Origin of the sequence: Limosilactobacillus coleohominis 101-4-CHN (genome assembly GCF_000161935.1) — a bacterium.
Taxonomy (GTDB): Bacteria; Bacillota; Bacilli; order Lactobacillales; family Lactobacillaceae; genus Limosilactobacillus; species Limosilactobacillus coleohominis_A.
The window spans coordinates 290,212-312,664 of sequence record NZ_GG698802.1 but is presented as its reverse complement, the minus strand read 5'-3'; the positions used below and the strand labels follow the sequence as shown (position 1 = coordinate 312,664).

The window sequence follows — 22,453 nt, the reverse complement described above, 5'->3', positions numbered from 1 at the left end:
ATTAATTATGGTTGACTGCTGACGAAGCATTGATAATCTTGGTGAACCTGATTAGCATACTGAATTGCCCAATCGGCTAGTCCAGCATCAAGTGACTTTTGGTGTTTCAAATATCCCCGGATGATAGGTGCAGTTGGACTCTGGTAATGGGCCATCGCCAGGAGGAGCGCACAGGTTTCACAATAAAGTTGAAAACTTTCTAAATCGAGTTTGCTGACTTTAATGGATTCTTTCATATCCCGGTATTGACGAATATAGTAACTCCGTCCGCCAAAGTGAGTTGCCCCTAGGAAGGGGTCAGAAGAGGACTGGAGGGTTCGTTGAGCGGTAACGATCCGGCGACCTGCGCGTTGACCATTTGCAACCACTTGATCACTGCCGAGAATTTGTAAGTTGTACCGCAGTGGCAAAGCCTCTTTAATTTGGAGGACCAATGGGGTGCCATCGTTCCCCGTCAATAACATCAAATAACAGCGGGTGCCAAAACTGCCAACGCCGACGCTATAACGGATAATATCTGAAATATGGAAGTTGGCGAGTAAGATTTGAATATCCGGACGGACATTCTTTCGATACTCCCGAAAGCCAGCCAGAATTGCTTGATAGCGGGTTTGGCTCACGTGTTTAGCGCGTGGGGCATTTTCAACGAAATGGTATTCGCCGTCGGCACCTAACTGGGCCATTTTCTTCACAATCTGTGCGGAATTGGATTGTTGACTCTTTTTCAAAATCCGCTTCATGACCTTATGAATTGTATGGGGGTGTTGATGATGGTCAAGAGCCTGGATTGTTTGAGTCATGTCCGAATACTTAAATGAAAAGTAGTAGCGATCAAAAAGCGGCTCTTGATTGGCGCGTTTGATAGCATGGCGGTAGGTTTTGGTAATTTTCTTTAATAGCTGATGGAGGTCATCTTGGTCAAAGCCGTTTTCTTCACCAGCTAGTTGTGCACTTACCAACAGGCGCCTTAAATCGCTTTCCCAGTTGCCAATTCGTGCTTCATCAAAGTCATTTAATCCAAAGAGGAGTTGGCGTTCTGGCGAAGCGTAAAAACCAAAATTTTGGATGTGGGCATCACCACAAATAATAATCGGAATGTTAGTTTGAGACTGCCGTTTGAGATCCCGCTCCATTAGTTCTGCAGTCCCGCGAAAGAAGGCGAAGGGACTGGCAATCATTCGCTGATGGCGCAATGGTAAGAGTTCCTTAATCATGTTGGCTTCGGTCTTAGCGATGGCCTTACGGGGATCGCTATTAACCGGCGAATATTGCGCTAGTTTTGCACTTGGCAAGGCGGCTTGACGCTGCTGCCCGAATTTGATTAATTCTTGTTTTGATTTTTTAATTTGGACTGCTTTGAGGTCAAAAATATCGAGCTGGTTTTCCATAATATCAGGCTCCTCATGAATGATTCATCACCATTTTAAGATGTTTTGACAAAATGTAAATAATCAAGACCAATTATGGTAAGATTTGATTTAGAAATGGGGGAGTTGTGATGAGCGTTGAACGATCAATTCACTTAATGGGCACCATCATTAAGTTGCAGCTGCAAACGCCAGTACCAAATGCGGAGCAAATTGCGGATGAGTCAGTTCGCCGTCTCCAAAAGTACGAACAGATCTTTTCCGCGAATGATGATTCATCCGCTTTGATGAAAGTCAATCAGCAGGCGGGAAAGTCTGCCGTAAAGGTTCCAGCAGAATTATTTAACCTAATTAAAATTGGCAAGCAATATAGCCTGTATCCGGGTGGGTTCTTGAATATTGCCATCGGACCATTAGTAAAACTGTGGCATATTGGTTTTGCGGATGCGCACGTTCCTGACACCATGGCAATTCAGGAGCGGCTGGCTTTAACTGATCCGCGGTTAATCAAATTGGATGAACAACAGCAGACCGTCATGTTGGCAAGGCCTGGTATGGAAATCGATCTTGGTGCATTAGCCAAGGGTTACAGTGCTGACCTAATTAAGGAATTCTTGGTTCACGCTGGGGTTACTTCTGCGGTAATTAACCTCGGCGGCAATGTTGTCGTAATTGGTGGCAATCAACAACGGAGTGATGGAATGTGGCACGTTGGTTTGCAGGATCCCCAGCAAGCACTAGGAAATTATGTGGACGTGTTGAAACTCAATAATCAATCGATAGTTACATCGGGAATTTATGAACGGAATTTAACCAGTCACGGTCATTTTTACCACCACATTTTTAATCCGAAAACTGGTTACCCAATTCAAACTGACATGGCCAGTTTGTCGATTATTTCGCCCAAATCATTTGATGGTGAAATTTGGACGTCAATGCTGTTTGGCCAGGATTGGTCGTACATTCAACAGGTTATCAAAACGCTCGAGAATGTCCAAGCCATTGTCATTAATCGTGATGGTCAAATGCTGACTTGTGAATAATTGTACATGTGATATACTGATAAAAAATCGGAGGGATCAACATGAATCATTTTATTGCGATTGCTGGTTCAAACCGGCATGGTTCGACTAACAAAAAACTGATTAAGTTTATGAAAGAACGTTATGCAAAAGTGGCTGAAATTGAGATTCTTGACATTGGGAATCTTCCGGTCTACTACAAGACTCCTGACCATACGATTTCTGAAGCTGCGCAAGAGATGGGTAAGAAGATTGCGGCCGCTGATGGGGTGATTATTTCCACACCGGAATATGATCACGCAGTACCGGCCGTATTGATGAACGCCCTCGCATGGCTGTCGTATACTATTCACCCGTTTCGGGATAAACCTGTCATGGTTACGGGGGCTTCTTATGGGACGCTCGGAACTTCCCGGGCGCAACAGATTTTACGGAAGATGTTGGCGTCACCAGAGTTAGCGGCCCGGACGATGTCGAGTTCTGAGTATATGCTTGACCATTCACTCCAGGCCTTTGATGAACATGGTGAACTTAAAAAGGCAGAATTTGTGGATTTGTTGGATCAAATCTTTGTTTCCTTTGAAACGTTTGTTAAGCAGACGCGTGAGTTCCAACTGGAAAAGGATCACGCACTGGAAGAAATTCGTCAATTAGAATTAGGCAAATAAGCATTGAGGTGAAATCAAATGAAATTAGTTGGAATTGTCGGCTCCATCGCTGAAGACTCATATAATCGCAAGTTAATGATGTACATGGCCAACCACTTCCGCAATTATGCGGACATTGAAGTGGTTGATATTAAGGATGTACCAATGTTTAACGAGGACCAGGACGCTACGAATAGCGCACCCATCCAATATCTGAAGCACCGGATTGAAAATGCTGACGGGGTAATCATGGCGACTCCAGAACATAACCACACCACTACGGCGGCCCTTAAGAGCGTCATTGAATGGTTATCATACAAAATCCACCCATTGGAGAATAAGCCAGTCATGATTGTTGGGGCATCCTACTTCTCACAAGGTTCTTCGCGGGCACAACTTGATCTTCGAGAGATCCTCGAAGCACCAGGAGTCCGTGGGTTGGTAATGCCTGGTACAGAATTCTTACTGGGCGATGCGAAGGAAGCTTTTGATGAACATGGCAACCTCACTGACGGACAAACAATCAAGGTCTTGACGAAGATGATTGAAAAATTCATCAAGTGGGTTGATGTTATGCAAGCACTCCAGGGCCCAGAGCCAGCCGATGCCTGGAAGAACGAAGATTTAACGGCTAGTGGCAAAGCCGATACGACCATTGAAGGGGTCAAGATGAATGATCCAGAATGGGTTGAAAAGGCAGCGGCGCTTACTAAAGCGGCTTCCGGTCATGACTATGTTCAACTGGATCGCGGAATCTTGACAGTTGATCAAATTAACTGGTTCCTCAAGTCAATCCCAGCTGAATTAACGTTTGTCGATGATAATAATCAGTTCTTGTACTACAACCATAACAAGCCTGCTGAACGGATGAATGCTTCTCGTCGTCCGGAACAAGCTGGTTTGCCATTGAGTGAAGTTCACCCTGATATTCGGAACGTTCATGATCACGTTAAGCAAGTTCTTCATATTTTACGGACGGGTAAGCAGGACATGTTCCAACTATCCGAACCGCAAGACCGCAAGAACGTTAAGTGGGTGGTTAATAACTACCAAGCAATGCATGATGAAAGCGGTAATTATCGTGGGACGAACGAAATCGTACTAGACTTCTGGCCAATTGTGAAGAAGTACCTCGAAATGACTGGTCAAAAGTTAGTTGATGATCCTGCAAACGCGGTAGATACTGATGCCAGTGCTTCTGTAGCTGATGATGAGGGTTCAGCAAATGACCAGCCTGAAAATGATGAACCGGACACGGGTGCAAGTGCCTCTGTTAAATAATCCCAACTTATAGTATAATTGCTGACATTAAGTAAGCTAAAAGAGGGATACAATGGAAGAGCGAGTTTATCTCGATAATGCCGGTACGACACCAATGCTACCGGAAACGATGCAAGCAATGACTGATGCCATGCATGACTACTGGGGGAATGCCTCAGCGACGAATTATTTTGGCCGACAGGCCCGTGGCGTGTTAGAAAAGGCCCGTCACGTGATGGCAAAGTCGATTAATGCTAAACTCGATAGTGAGATTAACATCACGAGCGGGGGCACCGAAAGTGACAACACTGTGATTTATCAAACGGCGCGGGCACGGCAAAGTGAAGGCAAGCACATCATTACGACCAAGTTTGAACATGAAGCAGTGTTGCGCCCCCTTGAAGATCTTGAAAAACATCAGGGATTTAAGGTGACCTACTTAGATGTTGATCAAAATGGTCAGATTGACTTGCAGCAATTAAAGGACGCTTTGGACGATGAGACCATCCTAGTTTCCATTATGACGGTTAATAACGAAGTTGGTAGCCACCTGCCAATTCATGAAATTGGGGAAATTGTTAAGGACTCGAATGCGTGGTTCCATACCGATGCGGTTCAAGGGTACGGTGCCGTCCCAATTGATGTTCAGGCAGATCATATTGATTTGCTGTCGGTTTCCGCCCATAAGATTCACGGTCCCAAAATGGTTGGCTTCTTGTATCGGCGGGATGGGATTAACTTCCCACCGTTAATGCGGGGTGGTGACCAAGAAATGAAGCACCGGCCGGGAACAGAAAATGTTCCGGCAGCCCTATCATTTGCCAAAGCCATTGAAATGCACTTTGCGAATGGTCAACGGGAAAAGAACGCTGCTCATTATGTTGCATTGAAAAAGCAATTGATTCAAGGATTAGATGAAAGTAACATTGATTATGAGATCAACGGAAATTTAACTGATAATATGGCCCCGCAAACGATTAATATTTGGTTTAAGGGAATCCGCAATGATGCGTTATTGGTGAACCTCGACTTAAATGGCATCGTGGGCGCCGCTGGATCAGCATGTACAGCAGGCTCACTGGAGCCATCACATGTCTTAGTGGCAATGTACGGGAAAACGAGTCCGCGGATTTATGAATCACTGCGGTTTAGTCTTGGCATGACAAATACGAGTGAAGATATTCAACGACTTCTCAAAGCACTACGCACAATCATTCCGCAAATGAAAGTTGAAGCAACCAAAAAGGTGGATTAAAAAAATCGGTAATTCAGAAATGAGTTACCGATTTTTTGCGTATTTATATTAATGAGGAGGGAGTCATATGGAAGAATTAATCTGGCAGACGGATTCGCAAACAATGGTGAGTTATTTAATGGAAACTGGTTACGACGAAGGTGATGTTACACGGGTGGTGCAGATTCTAGAAGAAACAAAAAAGGTGTTGCATGACGCAACACCAGGTAACCATTAGTTGTTAGTGGATTTAAAATGCTTTAATCACGTTGAGTAAAATGAAGAAGATAACTGGTACTAGTAACGCTGGTAACATATCAACCGTTTTAAATTGGCGAATCTTTAGTAGTGAGAGCCCTGCCGCAACGATCAGGAAACCACCAACAATTGACATTTCAACAATGAATGCCGGTGAGAAAAAGCTGGCGGATAAGAACTTTGCAATCAGGAAGATTAAAGACAGCCAAATAAAAATGATCGGCGTTTCAAGCAACATTCCCCAGCCAAAGCCAGCACCGAAAATAATGGCACAGACTAGGGTAAACATTGCATTGGTATACAGCATGGTTTGGTTGCCACTGGTGGCGGCGTAGACCGGCCCTAGAATGGCTAAGGCACCGATACAATCGAGAAAGCTAGCGGTCGCAATCCCTTCACCAACTTTGGTGGAAAAACGTGAATTTAACCAGCGATTAGAGCGGTCATCTAATTGCAGGTAAGTACCGAGTGGAAAGCCGATTGCCATACTAACAATGAATAAAATGGGGTAGTGGCTTTTTGGGAGGTTGGCGACCACCGTCTGCATGCCCACCCCCAATGCTGCAAATCCAAGGACCATCCAGAGGGCATCTTTATAGCGTTCGGTCAGGAAGTGTCGAACTATGACGCCAATGGCAGTGCCAAGGACAACCGCGAATGTATTTGCTAAAATTCCAATCATTTTTAAACTCCATTCGTGAAAAGCAATGAGTTTATTTTACTAGAAGTCGGTTATAAAAGCAAAAAATGAATTAGATGATCAAAGCATCATGAAATGTTATCGAAACCATATTTAATTAACAAAATTACTAATTAGTGTCATAATAGGGCCGAATAATCAATTTGGGAGGTTAAATTAGATGGTTTCACAAAATAATCATAGAATGAAGCAACAGCGGTTACTTGCTACTAATCAAGTATTTAGTCTGCGTAAATTATCAATCGGTTTTGTATCAGTTGTTTTAGGCTTGTTTTTTGCTTGTGGAACGGATGCTGTTGGTCACGCGGCTACCACTCAACCAACGACCAATAATGGCGCAGCATCAATTTCAATGCCAACCAAGAATACTTTAGTTACTCCAACAAATGGTCAACCGCAGGGGACGCAATCGTTAGCTAGCACGAAGTCGAATGGTCAGCCAGTCGCTCAAGCGGCAGTTGCCAATCAAAAAACAGCCGCAGAAGGGTCAACTAGTCAAACTGCTCCCGTGCAGAATGTCCAAATTCAAATGGCAACCACGGATAAAAATGATCCGCACCTTCTACAATACAGTCAATTGTATGGTAATGAGCCATTAGTTGTGACCGTTAGTGGTGAAATCAGTCCAACGGCAAAAGCAGGGGATACTTTTAGCGTCAATTTCTCTGATAATATTAGACGGTCAGATACTGATGAAGCGTCCGCAAACAATGGCAAACAATCAGCCAATCCAATTAAGGATAGTAATGGTAACCAGATTGCGTATGGTTATGTCGATGCCAATGAAGATAAGATTACTTATGTTTTATTACCAATCGTTGAAAATGAAAGCAATATTAAGTTTTCAACCTCAAACTATTTCTATCCCCAGATTATGAAAATTCCTAATAGTGGGACTGTTGATGCAGTAATTACCGTTGGGGATCAAACTAAACATTTCCCGTTAAATATTCAGTATGATAATCTGCAACAAAATGATGCCCAATACGGGTTTAGTGCACGGATTTATGATATTGATTTTTCAAATGGGAAATATAAAGTTAACGCATACTTTAATGCGCAAAATAAGCCACTGGATAACCAACAGATCGAAATATGGGCGCGTGGCGATAATAATACTGATTTGAATCCTAAAAGCTGTACGTTTCGAGTCTATCGGGTTAAGGATGGCAAAACCCTTAATGCATCTTTGATCCCAGACTATAGTGAGTATGACGATATTACGAATCAACTGAAAATTTCGACCAATGAAGCCGATGCTGAGACACCAGGGGTCCTGTATTATGATGCAGCAACTAACACGGTCAAAATTAATTTTGGTGGGAAACAAGATTCAAATGCCTACATTTTGCATTTTGAGGGTCAGTCACCAGTTAAGAATGGTAAAGTTCACCCTGGAATGAACATGCATATTCTCGCTAGTCGGATGACTTTAAACTTCTCATTTGGGAGTTTACCATCCAAGGCGTCTGCTTCTGGTCAAACTGCAGATCAACTCGCTATTGTGCGTTTTAAGGGCGATGCCTCAGTAGCGAAGAATATCCAGCTACCAAAGTCAAAGATCAATGAAGGGGTTGCTAATCAGGCCATTACCTTTGATCAATTACCAAGTATCATTAGTGAGCTGAAACAGCAACACTTGAATGTCGTCTCAGTGACTAATAATTCAAATGGTCAAACCCTTGCACAAGGTGAAAATGTTGACTGGCAAAAGGTATTTGGTAATTATGATACCGATAAATATAGTACGCAGACATTTACCATTACGGTCGGTGCTCAAAAGCAGAAGGCCTCGGTAACCTTTGTTGATGATAAGACAAAACAAAATCTTTCAATAAAGCATTTGACTGGTAATGGTGGTACGACTGATCCTTATCGGACGACTCAGGACCTCCAAAATTACGAAAATCAAGGCTATGAATTTGTTTCGGATGATTATCCAAAGACTGGGGTTCAATACGATCAAGATTACAATACCGATCAAAATTATACGGTTCACCTCAAGCATGGTGAGACAACCGTTAGCGAGACTACTCCAGGAACCGTTGGGCAACTAATTAATCCAAAGGATCCAACGGGCCCAAAGTACACGACGGAAATGAGTAAGGATGCGTTGAAACATGATGTTACCCAAACCATTGAGTATGTCTATGCAGACGGTAAGCCAACGAATCAGCCAACTAGCATGAAGCGCCTTCAATTCACGGCTACCAAGACGATTGATAAGGTTACCGGTAAAGTGCTTCAGACTGAATGGTCGCCAGTTCAAAACTTTACAACGGTTAAATCACCAGTAATCGAAGGTTATACCCCAGACATTAAACAGGTCACTGATTCTAATATTGACCATAAGCATGCAGATCTAAAGCATGTGGTTAAGTATTCGCCAAATGATCAAACGATCATGGTGAAATATATTGATGATGACGCAAAGACTGACCAACCATTAACGACGAAAACACTGACTGGTAAATCTGACACTACGAGTTCATATACGACTGCTCAGTCAATTATCGATTACGAAAATAAGGGCTATGAGTTAGTTACTGATGGAACGCAGGGAAAGTCGTTAACATTCGACCATGATGATCAAAAGAAGCAAATTTATGAAGTCCATTTGAAGCATGGAATTCAGACCGTCACGGCAACAGATAATCAACAACCGGGGAAAGCGATTAATCCTCAAGATCCAAATGGTGCCAAATATCCGAACGGGGTCGATAAGAACTCCCTTACGAGGACGGTTAACCGCTCGATTAAATATGTTTATTCAGGTGGAACCACGGCTGAACCGACTTATCAAGATCACCAGACGTATACAGCTACGGTTAAGGTTGATAAAGTAACTGGCAAAGTCATCAGGACGGATTGGTCGGATCCCCAAAGTTATCCGCTAGTCAAGACACCGAAGAAGGCGGGATACACTCCGGACTTGACAGTAATTACGGATTCGAACGTTCCGTATAACCATTTAGCTATTAGTCATACCGTCATCTATCGTGGTGATCCGCAAACGATGACAATTAAGTACGTTGATGATACAACAGGTGATCCACTGATGACCGTTACCAAACATGGGACTTCAGACGAGAAGACGGGTTATCGAACGACGGCAGTGTTGGATAAATTATTAGCTCAGCACTATGTTCTGGTAAATGATCCAACCAATGGTCAAGAACTGGTCTTTGATCATCAGGATCAGGTGGATCAAAATTATGTGGTTCATGTCAAGCACGGTACTAAGCAGGTCAGTCGGACCAGCCAGCATCGTCGGACAATTAACTTTGTTGATCGCCAGACTGGTCGGCAACTACAACCGTCGATTGTCCAGACAATTACGATGACGCAAGTTGGGACAGAAGATCTGGTTACTAAGCAGATTACTTGGGACCCGGTCGTACCACAGGCATTTAGTAGTTTAACGGTGCCGGAGATTCCTGGTTATCGGGTCCTTGGTTCATCAATTGTTGGACCAGCAACGGTGCAATTTACTGATCAGGATATGACAGTGAATGTCGAATACGATGCTTTTCCAGTTGCCAAAAATAACCCGAATGCTGTAACAGGAATAACTAACCCAGCTGAATCTCAACGCAGTCACTCACAAGCTAACTCAACGAATTCACAGCAATTACCACAAACCGGTAATCGAGATCAAACTGCTGTGATTGGACTTGGCTTAGCATCCCTGATTGGATTATTCGGCATTGGTCGGAAGAAGAAGGAAAATTAGTTTAAGGGAGCGTGACAGAAGCCATTTATGGCTTCGTTTTCACGCCCCCGCGAGCGCAAATAGGGCTCCAGGGTTCGGTTTTACCGAGCACTGGAGCCCATTTGCGTACCGCGCAGTTCATATTCAATTTGCTAGAATTACTTATGTCACCTTTCCTTTTTGATTAGTTTTATCAGCGAATATGACAAAGAAATGATTATAAGTGTTATAATTTAATAGTTATACAGCAAAGTAAAGATATTTGTTAATTATTTGGGAGGCTTATTAATGCTGTCAAGAAATAATATCAAGCAAAGAGAAGCGCTGAATGCCAAGCGAGTGCCTCATTACAGCTTACGAAAATTAAGCATTGGGGTCGCTTCTGTCCTTTTAGGGACAAGTTTTTATTTTGGTGGGAACGTGATTGCCCATGCTGCAACACAAGTCCAACCAGCAACAGCTGAACAAACGTCGGTTGATAAAAATAATGCGAAAAATCAAACGACCGGTGAACAAACAGTTACGGTAACACCTCAACCAAATGATCAGGTGACACCCAAAGCACTGAATAGTGAAAAGGTGGTGCAGACTGCCGCTGCTCAACCAGTTACTCAGTCATTTAATAATGGTGATGTTTCACTAAAAGTTAATCAGTCAAGTGTTGAACTAAAAGATCAAAATTCCGCCGAAGTGGACATGTCCTTTAAAGTTACCAATTTAAAGCCGGGTGATCAATATACGCTTCGGATTGATCCAACCCCAGCTAAGCTAACCGGGGAAGCTCTTGACCCTAGTCAGGGTGACACGAATTTTACGTATGATGAAAATAATCCCACCAATGATGTTGTTAAAAATACCATTACTGGAACTGGAACGGTCACTCAAAACCTCAAATTAACTTATGAAGGTGGACTGTATGCAACGCAAACGCGTAAAGTTCATCTATATTCAGCTGGTTCGAAGGATATTTATATTAAAGTGCTTAAAAATGGTCAGGAGATTGGTGAAGTTAAGTATACCCAAATCATAAGTCCCTCACTAGAAAAGGTCGTTTTGAATCGAACAACGCCAGATTCGCAATCAGTCAATCAATTAATGCCGAATACTGACTATACCTGGACACTAAAAATTAATCAGCATGATGGGGTTACACCAGGTCGAGCAGTGACAATGATTGATCCTGATGGTTCGATGGTATCAACAAATGCGGCTTATGATTTACCATCACCACTGATTAATCATGGAACTACTGTTACCATTCCAGTTCCGGCGTCCTTTGTTCTGAATGCGGCAAAAACTAATGCGCTGAACCAATACGGGATTACGGCAACGCAAGCGGGACAAGGAGCGGATGTGATCGTCACGATTCCGGCTTCACAAAATCTCGTTAGTGATTTGAATCAGATAACATTTGATCAGCAAGGCATTCAAATGGTTGGTCACTTTAATATTGACCAAACAACAGCGGACCAAACGGTAACTGCGTCGGCACCAATTTCAGTAGTTTAGAAGATTGATGATCAAGGCAAAACTTTAACTAAAACTGGTCCAACCTTTCAAGATATCATCATGAAGAAAGATGCGGTTCCCACTGGAGATGTATTAAAACAAGATGTGAAGGGAGCCTATTCACCATACAGTAGTGGTACGTATAAAGGTCCTCAAATTCCGCGTGGTTCAGCTAAGGATCCAGAAACGATTAAGATGTGGAGTTTTGGTTTTGACAACAATTCAGCTTATGAATTTCATAATACGACCCTGAAAATGACAGTTCCCGAGGGTTGTGTCACCACTTCAATTAAGGTGCCAACAATTGATGGTGTTAGTCAATATCATTATGTCCTTCATTTAGCAGGCCAACCGGATCAAACTGGTGACGTCACAAATGGTGGGACAATTGACACCACTAAGTTTGGTAAATTGGTTCGCGGACTTGACCTAGTCTTAGGGACGGTGGCCCCAGGAGAGTATACCAGTACTGTACCTGATCAGGATATGGCAGCATCCTATGGAGTTAACTTTTACGGCTATGTTGATCATTCAGTTAAGATTGATACAGAATTAAAGGGCACGGTCACTGTAACAGCTGATGAGTTAAAGTCAGGTTCAGTTAAAGAAAAGACGCAACAAGTAGTCGCACCAGTCATGTCGAAAGTTAAGATAAGCAATACTCCTACCCAGACTTATATGGTGCCTGGTGTGAATGATGCAGGTAATATATATATTCATTTAAACAATGTTGATAGAAACTATACAGCATCAGTTTATTACGTGGTTTTGCCCATCAACGCGAAGTTAAATTCGACAGATGCTAATCCAGTTGGTGCCTTTAATTTATCGGATGGGTCTGTTGCCAAGCCGGAGATAACGGTATTTAAGGCCAAGGATGGACATAGTGTAGTTAAAGTCGATTATACGAATTGCGGTCAGCTATCTGATAGTGTAATGTCATTTCAGTTAGCTAACCTTCTCGACGTTGGGACCAGCGAAGCGCCATATCAAGTCTACGCTTATTCACCCAACAATGAACTGGTAGACCTTAGTAATAAAGAGTTAACGAAAGTTGCTGACGACGCAACTACGCTTTCCTATGTCGATGGTAATCGGGATGCGGTTTACGTTGTTTCTGGAACATGGCAAACGATGGTCGCAAAGGGACTAGGACTTTACGAGCAAAGTCAAGGAAATACTGATAATGGTTTGACTGTCTCGGGCCGGTCTCACGATTTTGGCGACAAAGCCATGACTTATGTCACGTCTGTCCGTAACTTCCAAAGTCATGCTTTGAAAGACGTTACGACCGTAATTAATTTACCAAGTATAAACGACGGCAAGTCGGGATTTAATTTCCAATTAACGGGACCAATTGAAATTGTGGATCCAATTACCTTGAAATCAATTTCTGGTGAGGTAACATACTCAACAGATCAGCCAACGTTGTTAAATCAACCAGTGACAACTGACACCTATGTTGCAACACCAACTGACTGGACAAAAGTGCGGTCAGTCAAAGTTGTCATTCCATCATTAGCAATCGGAGCTGGTGTGCGGTTCATTATGAACGGGATTGACCCAACCTTAACTAATGATAGCGGTAAGACCGGTTATTTGAGTTCAGTTTCCTGGTCTCAAGACTGGCAATCAGAAAATGGCCTTAAACCATACCCGATTCAGGTTGATTCAGCCAATGCGGCTAAGATCACGGTGGATGGGCAAAAGGCAATTATTAAATTTGTTGATCAAAATGGTAAGGAGATTGCCAACTATCCAGCATTAACCCTCCAAGGTGTTGATGGTGAGGAAATTCCAACCGATCAAATTACTCAAACCATTAATACAATCAGCCAAAAAAAGACGTCAGCAGGCCGGCAACAATATGTATTTCATCAAGTGACCAATTCTGCTGGATATACATCTAGTGATCAAGAAGGTCTTTCTTCATTTATTGGTAGTTATGATAATGATAGTACTACTGATCAGGTTTATACCGTTCAATTTAATGAGCAGTTTGATACCCAAAGTGCAACATTAACATTTGTTGATGATGATCAAAATCAAAAACTGGTCGGTGATCAACAAACGACCAAGGGCGATGCTTCAACGGCGATCAATTTTGCTAATGGTGCTCAAGAGTTGCAAAACTTAATTAATCAGGGGTACGAGTTTGTTTCCGCTGTGAATACAACTAATGCGAAGACTCCGGCGGTTCTTAATAACCAACCAAATGCAAAGTTTAGTGATATTCAGTTTGGCAATTATGACGCTAATCCGCAAGGTAGTAAATCCTTTGTAATTCATCTTAAGCATGGCATTAAGACGGTGACAGCTGATGATGACATTCAATCGGGAACACCAATTAATACGGGGGGATCCGCAAGGCGCAAAATACCCAGCGGGCGTTGACAAGAACTCACTAACCAAGACGGTTAACCGAACAATCAAGTATGTTTATGCGAATGGCACTCAGGCGCAACATGATCATAAGGACAGCCTGACGTACACGGCAACGATTGACGTGGATAAGGTTACCGGTAAAGTGGTGCCAAATTCTGAAAAGTGGTCACCAAATCAAGACTTTAAGGCGGTCAATACACCACAAATCCAGGGTTATACGGCAGATCGGGCAAGTGTAACTAACACAAATGTTGCTTATAACAGTGATCCGATTACGGAAACCGTAACGTACAATCCGGATGCCCAAACGGCAATTGTCAACTTTATTGATGATGACACAGGAAAGGTCATTAAACCGGTAACGCTCAATGGTCATACCGCTGACACTGATTCATACCGGACGGCTAGTGATATTAAGTCCTTAGAAAATGAGGGATATGAATTAGTTAGGGACGATTATCCAACTGATGGGGTTGTATACGACAACGACGATAACAAGGATCAAACCTATACAGTTCATTTGAAGCATGGGGTTGAAACGGTCACGGCTGATCAGGATCGTCAAGTAGGAACACCGATCAACGTTAATGATCCAAAGGGTGCGAAATACCCAGCGGGCGTTGATAAGAAGTCATTAACTAGGACGATTTCACGGACGATTAACTTCGTCTATCCAGATGGAACAAAGCATACTTATCAAGACAGTCAAACTTACACGGCAACGGTTAAAGTCGATAAAGTCACTGGTAAGATTGTTCCAGGTTCTGAATCCTGGCCACAACCAAAGAACTTTAAACCGATCGCTTCACCAACCGTTAAGGGCTATACACCAACCAAGACTAGCGTGGTCGACAATGGGGTTGCCTATGACAGTGACCCAATTACGGAAACCATCACCTATACGCCAGATGCTCAAAAAGTAATGGTTAACTTCGTTGACGACAAAACTGGCAAAATTGTAAAACCGATTACTCTTAACGGCCATACGGATGAGACGGCTTCGTATCGAACGACTAGCGACATTCAATCACTGGAAGCTCAGGGCTATGTCCTAGTGAAGGATGGTTATCCAGCAGATGGTGCCACCTATGATAATGACGATGACGTGGATCAGGTCTACACGATCCACCTCACTCACGGAACCAAGCAGGTCCAACGGACTAAGCAGATTTCGCGGACAATTAACTTTGTTGATCGGTCTGGTCATCAGTTACGGCCATCAATTGTGCAAACGAAGACGTTTACCCAAACTGGGACGCAAGACTTGGTTACGAATGAGATCGTTTGGGATCCAATTGACGCGCAGACCTTTACTAGTCTAACCGTTCCAGTAATTAATGGCTATCAAGCAAGCCCAGCGACAGTCCCTGCTGCACAAGTCACATTTACTGATCAAGATTCAACGGTTAATGTCGAATATGATCATTTACCGAGTCGTGGAAATACCACTGCTCAAACTGGTGATCAAAGTGCGACTGCTAGTGGACAGGGCCGGCAGGCTAAGAACCATCAACAAGCGTTACCACAAACGGGAAATGATTCTAGTGCAGCCATTGGCGCACTCGGACTAGCTTCACTGGTTGGTTTACTAGGCCTTAGTCGCAAGAAAAAGCAAGATTAGTTTTCAATAGACTTTGTGGGTTAAACCTCACAAAGCCTTTTTGATTGAAATTATGTTAGTAATTCGCTAAACTTTGATATGTAAATGTTTACATGGAGGTAAGCCAAATGATGCAACAAGTTTACCAATTGACCAATCACGGGCAGGTCGTGATTGACCAAGCGGATGGCCAGCAACTCACTTTTAGCAATGGTGGAGTTGACGGTGAATTTCAAGTTTTTGTGACCGATATTGACCCGGTACCAGAACTTTTTAACCAAGTTGGGGAATTGCCAAATGGCGATTACGTTGTCAAAGGGATCGCCATTGGCAAGGATGTTCCGGAAATTAAATTTTCCGGTCACTACCTGGTTTATGGTAATCCAGAAGACGGCAACGTGATGATTGTTAAACAACGCTAATCTTGCGCTTTGGCGCGCAGAATGCTAAAACTAATAGAGGTTGGGAATTGGCTATTCCCACTACTAATATTATTCGAAATAGAATGGAGAGCTTGACTATGGCAAAACACAATGCAAGTACCGCACAAGACTACAATCAAAAAGGGATTAAACTGGCGGCAACTGGTAACCCAAAGGAAGCCTTACAACAGTTTGATAAGGCGATCAGTTTGAACTATAGCCCACTGTACTTTGGAAACCGGGCAATGGTGCAATTCGCAGGAATGCCAACGGCTGGTGAAGATAGCAACCACACGATGGACGTTAAGTCATCGTGGACGGCGGATGATTTCATGATCGCGGCGCTCTTATTATTTGAACGCTACTCAGAAGTAAACGCAAAAGATCCCGTAACCAAGGGACAAGCAGCTACTTGGGGTGCTGGTATCATGACCTACCTTTACGGGGCTGGTTGTATGATGTTCATCGAAAACAATCCATTGGTAAAGCCAACTAGCGAAGATTACTATGCAGTTGATTACTTCAAGAATTACATGATTTCTTTTGCTAGTGAAAAGAATGCGTCGCAGACCTTTAATTCATGGATTGACAAGGACAAGGCATTTGTTACTTTCTTGGCGAAGATGGCGGAAGAAAATAAGGATAAGCAACCGGTTTTTGATCAAATGACAAACGTGCCATTACTGTTTGCTAAGCGTCTGCAGGATCCAGAATACTTGAAGAATGCTCGTGAAGATGTGCAACACGTTCTTGGTCATGCTGATCGAGTGGCTGAATTGCGGGTCATGGATCGGACGCTTTTTGGCGAAACGCACAAGGATGACGAATTATACTTTAATGCGGATTAAAATTAAAAAATAATTAGAAAATGGTTGACATTCTCTAATTAACCGGCGTATGATACTTGCAACAACTTAATCAGATCAATTAACCATTGTGATGGAGTCACTGTAGAGTGAGGTCACAGAGAGTACCGTTAAGTGGAAAGGTATCCTGACTCTCCAGTTAAAGATGACAATGAAAAAGTTGCTTTTCGAGGCAACTTGGTGGCACCCAATATCGTGCAGCGGATCGCAAGTCTTTGCCGTCCGTTTGAGGTTGGCGATGTGAATCGGCAACGAAAAAAGGTGGTACCACGTGGAAGCGTCCTTTGTTCAAATACTGAACAAAGGACGCTTTTTTAATTGATCGAATAAAGCTGAAAGGATGATTACAAATGAAGTATGGAATTATTGGTGCTGGGGCGATGGGTTACCGGTACGGAGTGATGTTGCAAGAAAACGCCGGAGTGCAGGTTGACTTTATTGATACTTGGCAACCGAATGTTGAAAAGGTGCGTGAACAAGGCGGGGTTTCGGTAGCCCGTGATCATGAAAACCGGCATATCGTGCCAATCAATATTTACTATCCGGAAGAATATATGGGTCATCCGGATGTCTGGATTGTCTTTAAAAAGCAAATGCAATTGACGGATGAATTGCAGCGGGATGCTAAAGCAGGGATTTTCCATGATGACCAGTACGTTTTCTCCGCAATGAACGGGATGGGTCACTTTGAAAAGATTGCTAAATACTTCTCACCGGACAAGATGATTTGTGGGACCGCAATGATTGCGACCCGGATGGATGCGCCGGCCAACGTTGACTTTATGGGGGTCGCGGGGACAGAAGTAATGCATATGGCACCATATAATCGTGAAACTCCTGATGAGACCATGCAAGCAATTTTTGAAGACTTTAAAAAAGCTGTGCTGGGTCCAGTCTGGGCTAAGGATTGGCAAGGAATGTGTATGTCGAAGGTGGTTTTCAATGCCGTCTGCAACACACTTTGTACAATGTTCCAGATTCAGATGGGTCAATTCATTGCTTATGATGGTGTTCGTGACATGGCCCGGCAGCTTTTTGACGAAGCCTTTGATGCTTGTGAGCGGGCTGGGATTTACCTAATCGAAAGCCGGAAAGAGGAAGTTGAATCAGTGATTGAAGTTTCCAAGGCTTATAAATATCACTATCCTTCCATGTACCAAGACTTTAGTAAGGGACGCCCAACCGAGGTTGATTATATTAATGGCTATATTGCAAAGCTTGGGCGGGAACATGACTACGTCTGTCGGACGCATGAATTTGTGGTGCACGAAGTCCATTTGGCGGAAACAATGCGGCAATTCAAGAAGTAAAAGTGGATTTTGAAGGAGGGCTTTTTGATGGAATACAATTACTCAAAAGCAGTTCCCCAAGGTGGGGTTGATACAGTTGGTGAAATTCTCAAGGTGGCGGCATCGCCAAACGTTATTTCCTTTGCTGGTGGTTTGCCAGCTCCGGAGCTCTTTCCAACTAGTGAACTGCAACAGGCCACTGATCAGGTTTACCGAACTTCTGCCGAATCAGCACTGCAATACAGTAATTCAAATGGTTTTCGTCGGTTGCGTGAAATTCTAGCACAGCGGATGGCACGGCGTGGGGTGAGCTGTGATGCAGACAATATTGCCATTACCACTGGATCGCAACAGTCGATTGATCTAATTTCTAAAATGTTTATCAACCGTGGAGATACGATTCTGGTTGAAAAGCCAACCTACATGAGTGCGCTGGATGTTTTTAATACTTATGGTGCCAATATTGTGGGCGTGGAAATGGATGATGATGGCTTACGGATGGATGCTTTGGAACAGGCTCTAAAAGACCATCCAGAAGCCAAGTTTCTGTATACCGTGCCAACTTTCCAGAATCCAACTGGCCGGACACTGCCGGTTGACCGTCGGCAGCGGATGGTGGAACTGGCCCGGCAATATGACATTGTGATTATTGAAGACGACCCATATGGGCAGCTTCGCTTTGCGGGGAATCCAGTTCCAGCAGGGACACCAGCACCGTTAATTGCACTGGTTGGTACCAACGGAAACTGGGGCGTTTTTGTTTTATCAATTGTTTTAATCGCAATCGATGTGATGATTTACGTTCCATTTGTCCGGATTGCTGAAGAAATTATGGTAAAGGCGGGTGTGGACCATGAAAAATAATAAAAAAGTTTGGATTGTTAGTATTTGTACAATTATCTTAACAGTTATTTTAATTGTGCTTTCCTTGTTATGGTCCCAGCGTAACGTTAACAATTTGACCAAATGGCATAATGCTAAAATGTCACCGGTCATTATGATTCCAGGGAGTTCAGCATCCGTTAACCGCTTTGACCGCTTAGTTAACCAGCTAAATCGTCATCGGAAGAATCCACACAGCTTGCTAAAAGTGAAGGTAATGAAGGATGATAAGATTCAGTATTCTGGTCGCATTCGTCCGGATGACAATGAACCGATCATTGTGGTTGGGTTCGAGAATAACCACGATGGTTACAGTAATATCCAGCAGCAGGCACGCTGGTTTAATTTAGTATTCCGTGAGTTAACCAAACAGTATAACTTCAACAATTTCAAAGCAATTGGTCATTCCAATGGTGGGTTAATCTATACTTACTTTTTGTAACATTACTATGCACGTTATCAACGAACGGAACGAATTAAGAAATTAATGATGATCGGTTCACCTTATAATTTTAATGAAAGGTCGATGAATCATCAGACAAAAATGCTGGCAGACTTTATCAAGTACCGTAAGCGGTTGCCAAAAAACATGAATGTTTATTTAGTGGCAGGAACTCAAACCTTCACATCGGATGGTTTGGTGCCGTTGAATAGTGTACTAACTGGACGCTATATCTATCAAAACCAAGTTAAACATTTTACAACAATTATGGTATCTGGTGATAATGCTCAGCACTCTGATCTACCACAAAACACGCAAATCGTTGACCTAATTAATCGGTATATCCTGGATCATGCACAAAAGGTGCAGCATAAGCAAAATACGCCATATATTAATGATCAAACTAAATAATTACTGAATCACCAGTAGAATGCTGGTGATTTTTTAATGGGTTATCTATAACTAAAAACTATTGTTTACGAAAATATATAAGTATTTCACATTGGAGATTGTGTTCAATATAATAAAGACAATTAATAAATGGAGGTGAGTAATAATTGTTAAACAAAATCAAAGTTGATCAGCGACTATTGGAACAGAATCAGCGCTTGTTACAGCATCTCAATACATCCTGTTTGAATAAACGGCAGGTTCAGCAGTTACTCAGTGAGATTTTCGGTTATCAATTAGACGACAGTAATCAATTTTTATTACCGTTTTATAGTGACTATGGTCGGAATATCAAACTTGGTAAAAATGTCTCAGTTAGCTGTAATGTCATGATGGCAGATAAGGCTGGAATAAAGATTGGTGATGATGTTGAAATCGGATCTGGTACCTCATTATTGACCGTTGATGGTGATCAACAGGGACCGATAATCATTGACTCCGGTGTGCGGATGGGTGGAAACGTAATTGTTTTACCAAATGTTCATATTGGTGATCACGCGGTAATCAGCGCTGGATCAATTGTTGCTCACGATATTCAAGCAAAAGAAAGAATTTTACAAGGAGGAAATTAAGATGATCAAAGATAAAGTAGTTGTCATTACGGGTGCTTCTAGTGGAATTGGTGAAGCAACCACGCGCCGGTTAGCTAAACAACATGCTAAGTTAGTGATTGGGGCGCGTCGAGTAGATCGACTAGAATCATTGAAAGCTGAATTTCCTAATGAAGAAATCTTAGTAAAAAAAGTTGATGTTACTAAAAAAGAAGAAGTTCAAGCACTAATAGATGCGGCGATTGAAAAGTTTGGCCGAGTTGACGTTCTTTACAATAATGCGGGAGTGATGCCAGTTAATGCATTAATCAATCGTGCATATGATGAATGGCAACAGATTCTTGATGTAAATGTGATGGGTGTTTTGAATGGGATTGCGGCCGTCCTTCCGGTAATGGTAAAGCAAAAGAGTGGTCAGATTATTGCTACTGGCTCAGTTGTGGGTCATGTGGTTGTTCCAAACTTGGCTGTTTATAATGGTTCAAAGTTTGCAGTTCGGGCAATCTTTGAGGGATTGCGTCAAGAGCAACATGGCAATGGAATTCGAACTACAATTGTTTCACCTGGATCGGTGGCGACAGAATTATACAATTCCATTAATAATCCAGAAAATAAGCAGGCAGAAATTAATTTTGAAAAAGAAGTCGGGTTAAAGGCTGATGATGTCGCTCGGTCAGTCGAGTTCGCAATTGATATGCCAGATAATGCTGACATTAATGAAGTAATTATTCGCCCAATTAAACAAGATATTTAAAAGGAGACTAGAAAAATGAAGCATAGTGTAAAACCATTAGCAGAAGATACTCGAGTATTCAATGTTGATTCAAAGATTGAAGTAAAAGATGTCCGTTTCCAAAACCGTTATAGTTTTATGGTCGCTGGGAACCTTTATCTTCCAGAAAATTTTGATGAAAATAAGAAGTATGCAGCAATCGTAATTTCTGGTCCGTTTGGTGCAGTTAAGGAACAAGCAAGTGGCTTATATGCACAAACACTTGCTGAACGTGGCTTTGTAACCTTGGCGTTTGACCAATCAACTACTGGTGAAAGTTCCGGTGATATTCGTAACGTTGCTTCACCTGATATTTTTGTTGAAGATTTCTCGGCAGCCGTTGATTTCCTTGGTACCCAAAAGTATGTTGATCGTGAAAAAATTGGGGCAATTGGTATTTGTGGTTTAGGTTCCCATGTTTTAACCGCTGCTTCAATTGATGTCCGGATTAAGGCTGTTGCTACTTCCGTTATGTATGACATGGCAGAATCAATGTGGTCTGGTTTGAATAACTCAAAGACCGAAGAAGAACGCGACCGTGAAAAGAAGTATTTGGCTGATATTCGTTGGGAAGATGTTGATAACAATACTCATGTTGGTGGCTTCCATGAATTGCCATTTGATGAAAATGGTCGACCAGTCCGGGCAAATAAATTATTCCCAGACGAATTGCCGGCTGGTGCTGACCCAGTTACGACTGAATTCTTTAATTACTATGTAAAGCGTGCCTACCATCCACGGGCAATTAACTCTGCTGCCATTTGGGATGCTACTAGTCCATGGGGTTACTACAACTTCCCACTCCAACAACGGATTGAAAAGATTACAGCTCCTAAGCTGATTGTAACGGGTGCCAATGCGCACTCACGGTACATGGCAGAAGATGCTTACAAGCGTTTAAGTGATCCTAAAGAACTTGTATTAGTACCAAATGCTACTCATACCGACCTTTATGATCAAATGGATAAGATTCCATTCGACAAGTTTGAAAGTTTCTTTAAGGAAAACTTGGACTAGCTGACGTAAAAATGAGGGATTTAACTTCTTCTTTTATTACCTTTTGAAGATCAAGATGACACTAGGAG

At 42.6% G+C, this 22,453-nt stretch carries 18 protein-coding genes and 1 pseudogene; 17 read left to right on the top strand and 2 right to left on the bottom strand.

Going from position 1 to position 22,453, the window contains the following annotated elements:
• Positions 1 to 5: 5 nt before the first annotated feature.
• Positions 6 to 1,388, bottom strand: coding sequence for a DUF2252 domain-containing protein (locus HMPREF0501_RS01630; protein ID WP_006916051.1), 1,383 nt, complete (start codon positions 1,386 to 1,388; stop codon positions 6 to 8).
• Positions 1,389 to 1,498: 110 nt separating this feature from the next.
• Here HMPREF0501_RS01630 and HMPREF0501_RS01625 point away from each other — a divergent pair, with 110 nt between their 5' ends.
• From HMPREF0501_RS01625 to HMPREF0501_RS08870, 5 genes are all read left to right on the top strand, one after another.
• Entirely contained in the window at positions 1,499 to 2,410 is a 912-nt protein-coding gene (locus HMPREF0501_RS01625; RefSeq protein WP_040455590.1) for an FAD:protein FMN transferase, read from the top strand.
• A gap of 41 nt (positions 2,411 to 2,451) precedes the next feature.
• Complete coding sequence (locus HMPREF0501_RS08875) at positions 2,452 to 3,057, top strand: NADPH-dependent FMN reductase (RefSeq protein ID WP_006916049.1); 606 nt, start codon at positions 2,452 to 2,454, stop codon at positions 3,055 to 3,057.
• Between the two features lie 18 nt (positions 3,058 to 3,075).
• Entirely contained in the window at positions 3,076 to 4,317 is a 1,242-nt protein-coding gene (locus HMPREF0501_RS01615) for an NAD(P)H-dependent oxidoreductase (RefSeq protein WP_006916048.1), read from the top strand.
• A 52-nt stretch (positions 4,318 to 4,369) separates the two neighbouring features.
• Positions 4,370 to 5,551 (top strand): cysteine desulfurase family protein, encoded by a 1,182-nt coding sequence (locus HMPREF0501_RS01610; protein WP_006916047.1) that lies wholly within the window; start codon positions 4,370 to 4,372, stop codon positions 5,549 to 5,551.
• Positions 5,552 to 5,618: 67 nt separating this feature from the next.
• The gene (locus HMPREF0501_RS08870; RefSeq protein ID WP_006916046.1) at positions 5,619 to 5,768 is read left to right on the top strand and encodes a hypothetical protein; all 150 of its coding nucleotides are present in this window, start codon (positions 5,619 to 5,621) and stop codon (positions 5,766 to 5,768) included.
• Between the two features lie 12 nt (positions 5,769 to 5,780).
• Here the strand turns inward: HMPREF0501_RS08870 and HMPREF0501_RS01605 are convergent, their stop codons facing one another.
• Positions 5,781 to 6,470: a DUF554 domain-containing protein gene (locus HMPREF0501_RS01605; protein WP_006916045.1), complete on the bottom strand. Its 690-nt coding sequence runs from the start codon at positions 6,468 to 6,470 to the stop codon at positions 5,781 to 5,783.
• 178 nt (positions 6,471 to 6,648) lie between these two features.
• Here HMPREF0501_RS01605 and HMPREF0501_RS01600 point away from each other — a divergent pair, with 178 nt between their 5' ends.
• From HMPREF0501_RS01600 to HMPREF0501_RS01545, 12 genes and pseudogenes are all read left to right on the top strand, one after another.
• Positions 6,649 to 10,221 carry a YSIRK signal domain/LPXTG anchor domain surface protein gene (locus HMPREF0501_RS01600; protein WP_006916044.1) on the top strand — a complete coding sequence of 1,191 codons (3,573 nt, stop codon included), beginning with the start codon at positions 6,649 to 6,651 and terminating at the stop codon, positions 10,219 to 10,221.
• A gap of 267 nt (positions 10,222 to 10,488) precedes the next feature.
• A complete protein-coding gene (locus HMPREF0501_RS01595; RefSeq protein ID WP_040455587.1) occupies positions 10,489 to 11,709 on the top strand; it encodes a YSIRK-type signal peptide-containing protein in 1,221 nt (406 codons plus the stop codon).
• Between the two features lie 60 nt (positions 11,710 to 11,769).
• Positions 11,770 to 14,103 (top strand): mucin-binding protein, encoded by a 2,334-nt coding sequence (locus tag HMPREF0501_RS01590; RefSeq protein ID WP_040455584.1) that lies wholly within the window; start codon positions 11,770 to 11,772, stop codon positions 14,101 to 14,103.
• A complete protein-coding gene (locus HMPREF0501_RS01585) occupies positions 14,030 to 15,715 on the top strand; it encodes a mucin-binding protein (RefSeq protein ID WP_040455580.1) in 1,686 nt (561 codons plus the stop codon). Before HMPREF0501_RS01590 ends, HMPREF0501_RS01585 begins: the two co-directional genes overlap by 74 nt.
• A 107-nt stretch (positions 15,716 to 15,822) precedes the next feature.
• Entirely contained in the window at positions 15,823 to 16,116 is a 294-nt protein-coding gene (locus tag HMPREF0501_RS01580) for a hypothetical protein (protein WP_040455577.1), read from the top strand.
• A 98-nt stretch (positions 16,117 to 16,214) separates the two neighbouring features.
• The gene (locus tag HMPREF0501_RS01575) at positions 16,215 to 16,964 is read left to right on the top strand and encodes a hypothetical protein (protein ID WP_040455574.1); all 750 of its coding nucleotides are present in this window, start codon (positions 16,215 to 16,217) and stop codon (positions 16,962 to 16,964) included.
• Positions 16,965 to 17,332: 368 nt separating this feature from the next.
• The gene (locus HMPREF0501_RS01570; RefSeq protein WP_006916040.1) at positions 17,333 to 18,292 is read left to right on the top strand and encodes a ketopantoate reductase family protein; all 960 of its coding nucleotides are present in this window, start codon (positions 17,333 to 17,335) and stop codon (positions 18,290 to 18,292) included.
• A gap of 27 nt (positions 18,293 to 18,319) precedes the next feature.
• Positions 18,320 to 19,135, top strand: coding sequence for a PLP-dependent aminotransferase family protein (locus HMPREF0501_RS01565; protein ID WP_006916039.1), 816 nt, complete (start codon positions 18,320 to 18,322; stop codon positions 19,133 to 19,135).
• Positions 19,125 to 20,006: pseudogene (locus tag HMPREF0501_RS01560) on the top strand (alpha/beta hydrolase). The gene HMPREF0501_RS01565 and the pseudogene HMPREF0501_RS01560 overlap by 11 nt, the downstream one beginning before the upstream one ends.
• 146 nt (positions 20,007 to 20,152) lie before the next feature.
• A complete protein-coding gene (locus HMPREF0501_RS01555) occupies positions 20,153 to 20,617 on the top strand; it encodes a transferase hexapeptide repeat containing protein (protein ID WP_006916037.1) in 465 nt (154 codons plus the stop codon).
• Positions 20,613 to 21,350 (top strand): SDR family oxidoreductase, encoded by a 738-nt coding sequence (locus tag HMPREF0501_RS01550; protein ID WP_155801147.1) that lies wholly within the window; start codon positions 20,613 to 20,615, stop codon positions 21,348 to 21,350. The genes HMPREF0501_RS01555 and HMPREF0501_RS01550 overlap by 5 nt, the downstream gene beginning before the upstream one ends.
• A 15-nt stretch (positions 21,351 to 21,365) precedes the next feature.
• Positions 21,366 to 22,385, top strand: coding sequence for an alpha/beta hydrolase (locus tag HMPREF0501_RS01545; protein ID WP_006916035.1), 1,020 nt, complete (start codon positions 21,366 to 21,368; stop codon positions 22,383 to 22,385).
• Positions 22,386 to 22,453: the final 68 nt, after the last annotated feature.

Coding starts and splice junctions, on each gene's coding strand:
- HMPREF0501_RS01570 (WP_006916040.1), top strand. CDS start 17,333: ATGAAGTATGGAATTATTGGTGCTGGGGCGATGGGTTACCGGTACGGA.
- HMPREF0501_RS08875 (WP_006916049.1), top strand. CDS start 2,452: ATGAATCATTTTATTGCGATTGCTGGTTCAAACCGGCATGGTTCGACT.
- HMPREF0501_RS01580 (WP_040455577.1), top strand. CDS start 15,823: ATGATGCAACAAGTTTACCAATTGACCAATCACGGGCAGGTCGTGATT.
- HMPREF0501_RS01600 (WP_006916044.1), top strand. CDS start 6,649: ATGGTTTCACAAAATAATCATAGAATGAAGCAACAGCGGTTACTTGCT.
- HMPREF0501_RS01615 (WP_006916048.1), top strand. CDS start 3,076: ATGAAATTAGTTGGAATTGTCGGCTCCATCGCTGAAGACTCATATAAT.
- HMPREF0501_RS01585 (WP_040455580.1), top strand. CDS start 14,030: ATGATGACATTCAATCGGGAACACCAATTAATACGGGGGGATCCGCAA.
- HMPREF0501_RS08870 (WP_006916046.1), top strand. CDS start 5,619: ATGGAAGAATTAATCTGGCAGACGGATTCGCAAACAATGGTGAGTTAT.
- HMPREF0501_RS01625 (WP_040455590.1), top strand. CDS start 1,499: ATGAGCGTTGAACGATCAATTCACTTAATGGGCACCATCATTAAGTTG.
- HMPREF0501_RS01595 (WP_040455587.1), top strand. CDS start 10,489: ATGCTGTCAAGAAATAATATCAAGCAAAGAGAAGCGCTGAATGCCAAG.
- HMPREF0501_RS01630 (WP_006916051.1), bottom strand. CDS start 1,388: ATGGAAAACCAGCTCGATATTTTTGACCTCAAAGCAGTCCAAATTAAA.
- HMPREF0501_RS01565 (WP_006916039.1), top strand. CDS start 18,320: ATGGAATACAATTACTCAAAAGCAGTTCCCCAAGGTGGGGTTGATACA.
- HMPREF0501_RS01575 (WP_040455574.1), top strand. CDS start 16,215: ATGGCAAAACACAATGCAAGTACCGCACAAGACTACAATCAAAAAGGG.
- HMPREF0501_RS01545 (WP_006916035.1), top strand. CDS start 21,366: ATGAAGCATAGTGTAAAACCATTAGCAGAAGATACTCGAGTATTCAAT.
- HMPREF0501_RS01610 (WP_006916047.1), top strand. CDS start 4,370: ATGGAAGAGCGAGTTTATCTCGATAATGCCGGTACGACACCAATGCTA.
- HMPREF0501_RS01605 (WP_006916045.1), bottom strand. CDS start 6,470: ATGATTGGAATTTTAGCAAATACATTCGCGGTTGTCCTTGGCACTGCC.
- HMPREF0501_RS01590 (WP_040455584.1), top strand. CDS start 11,770: ATGAAGAAAGATGCGGTTCCCACTGGAGATGTATTAAAACAAGATGTG.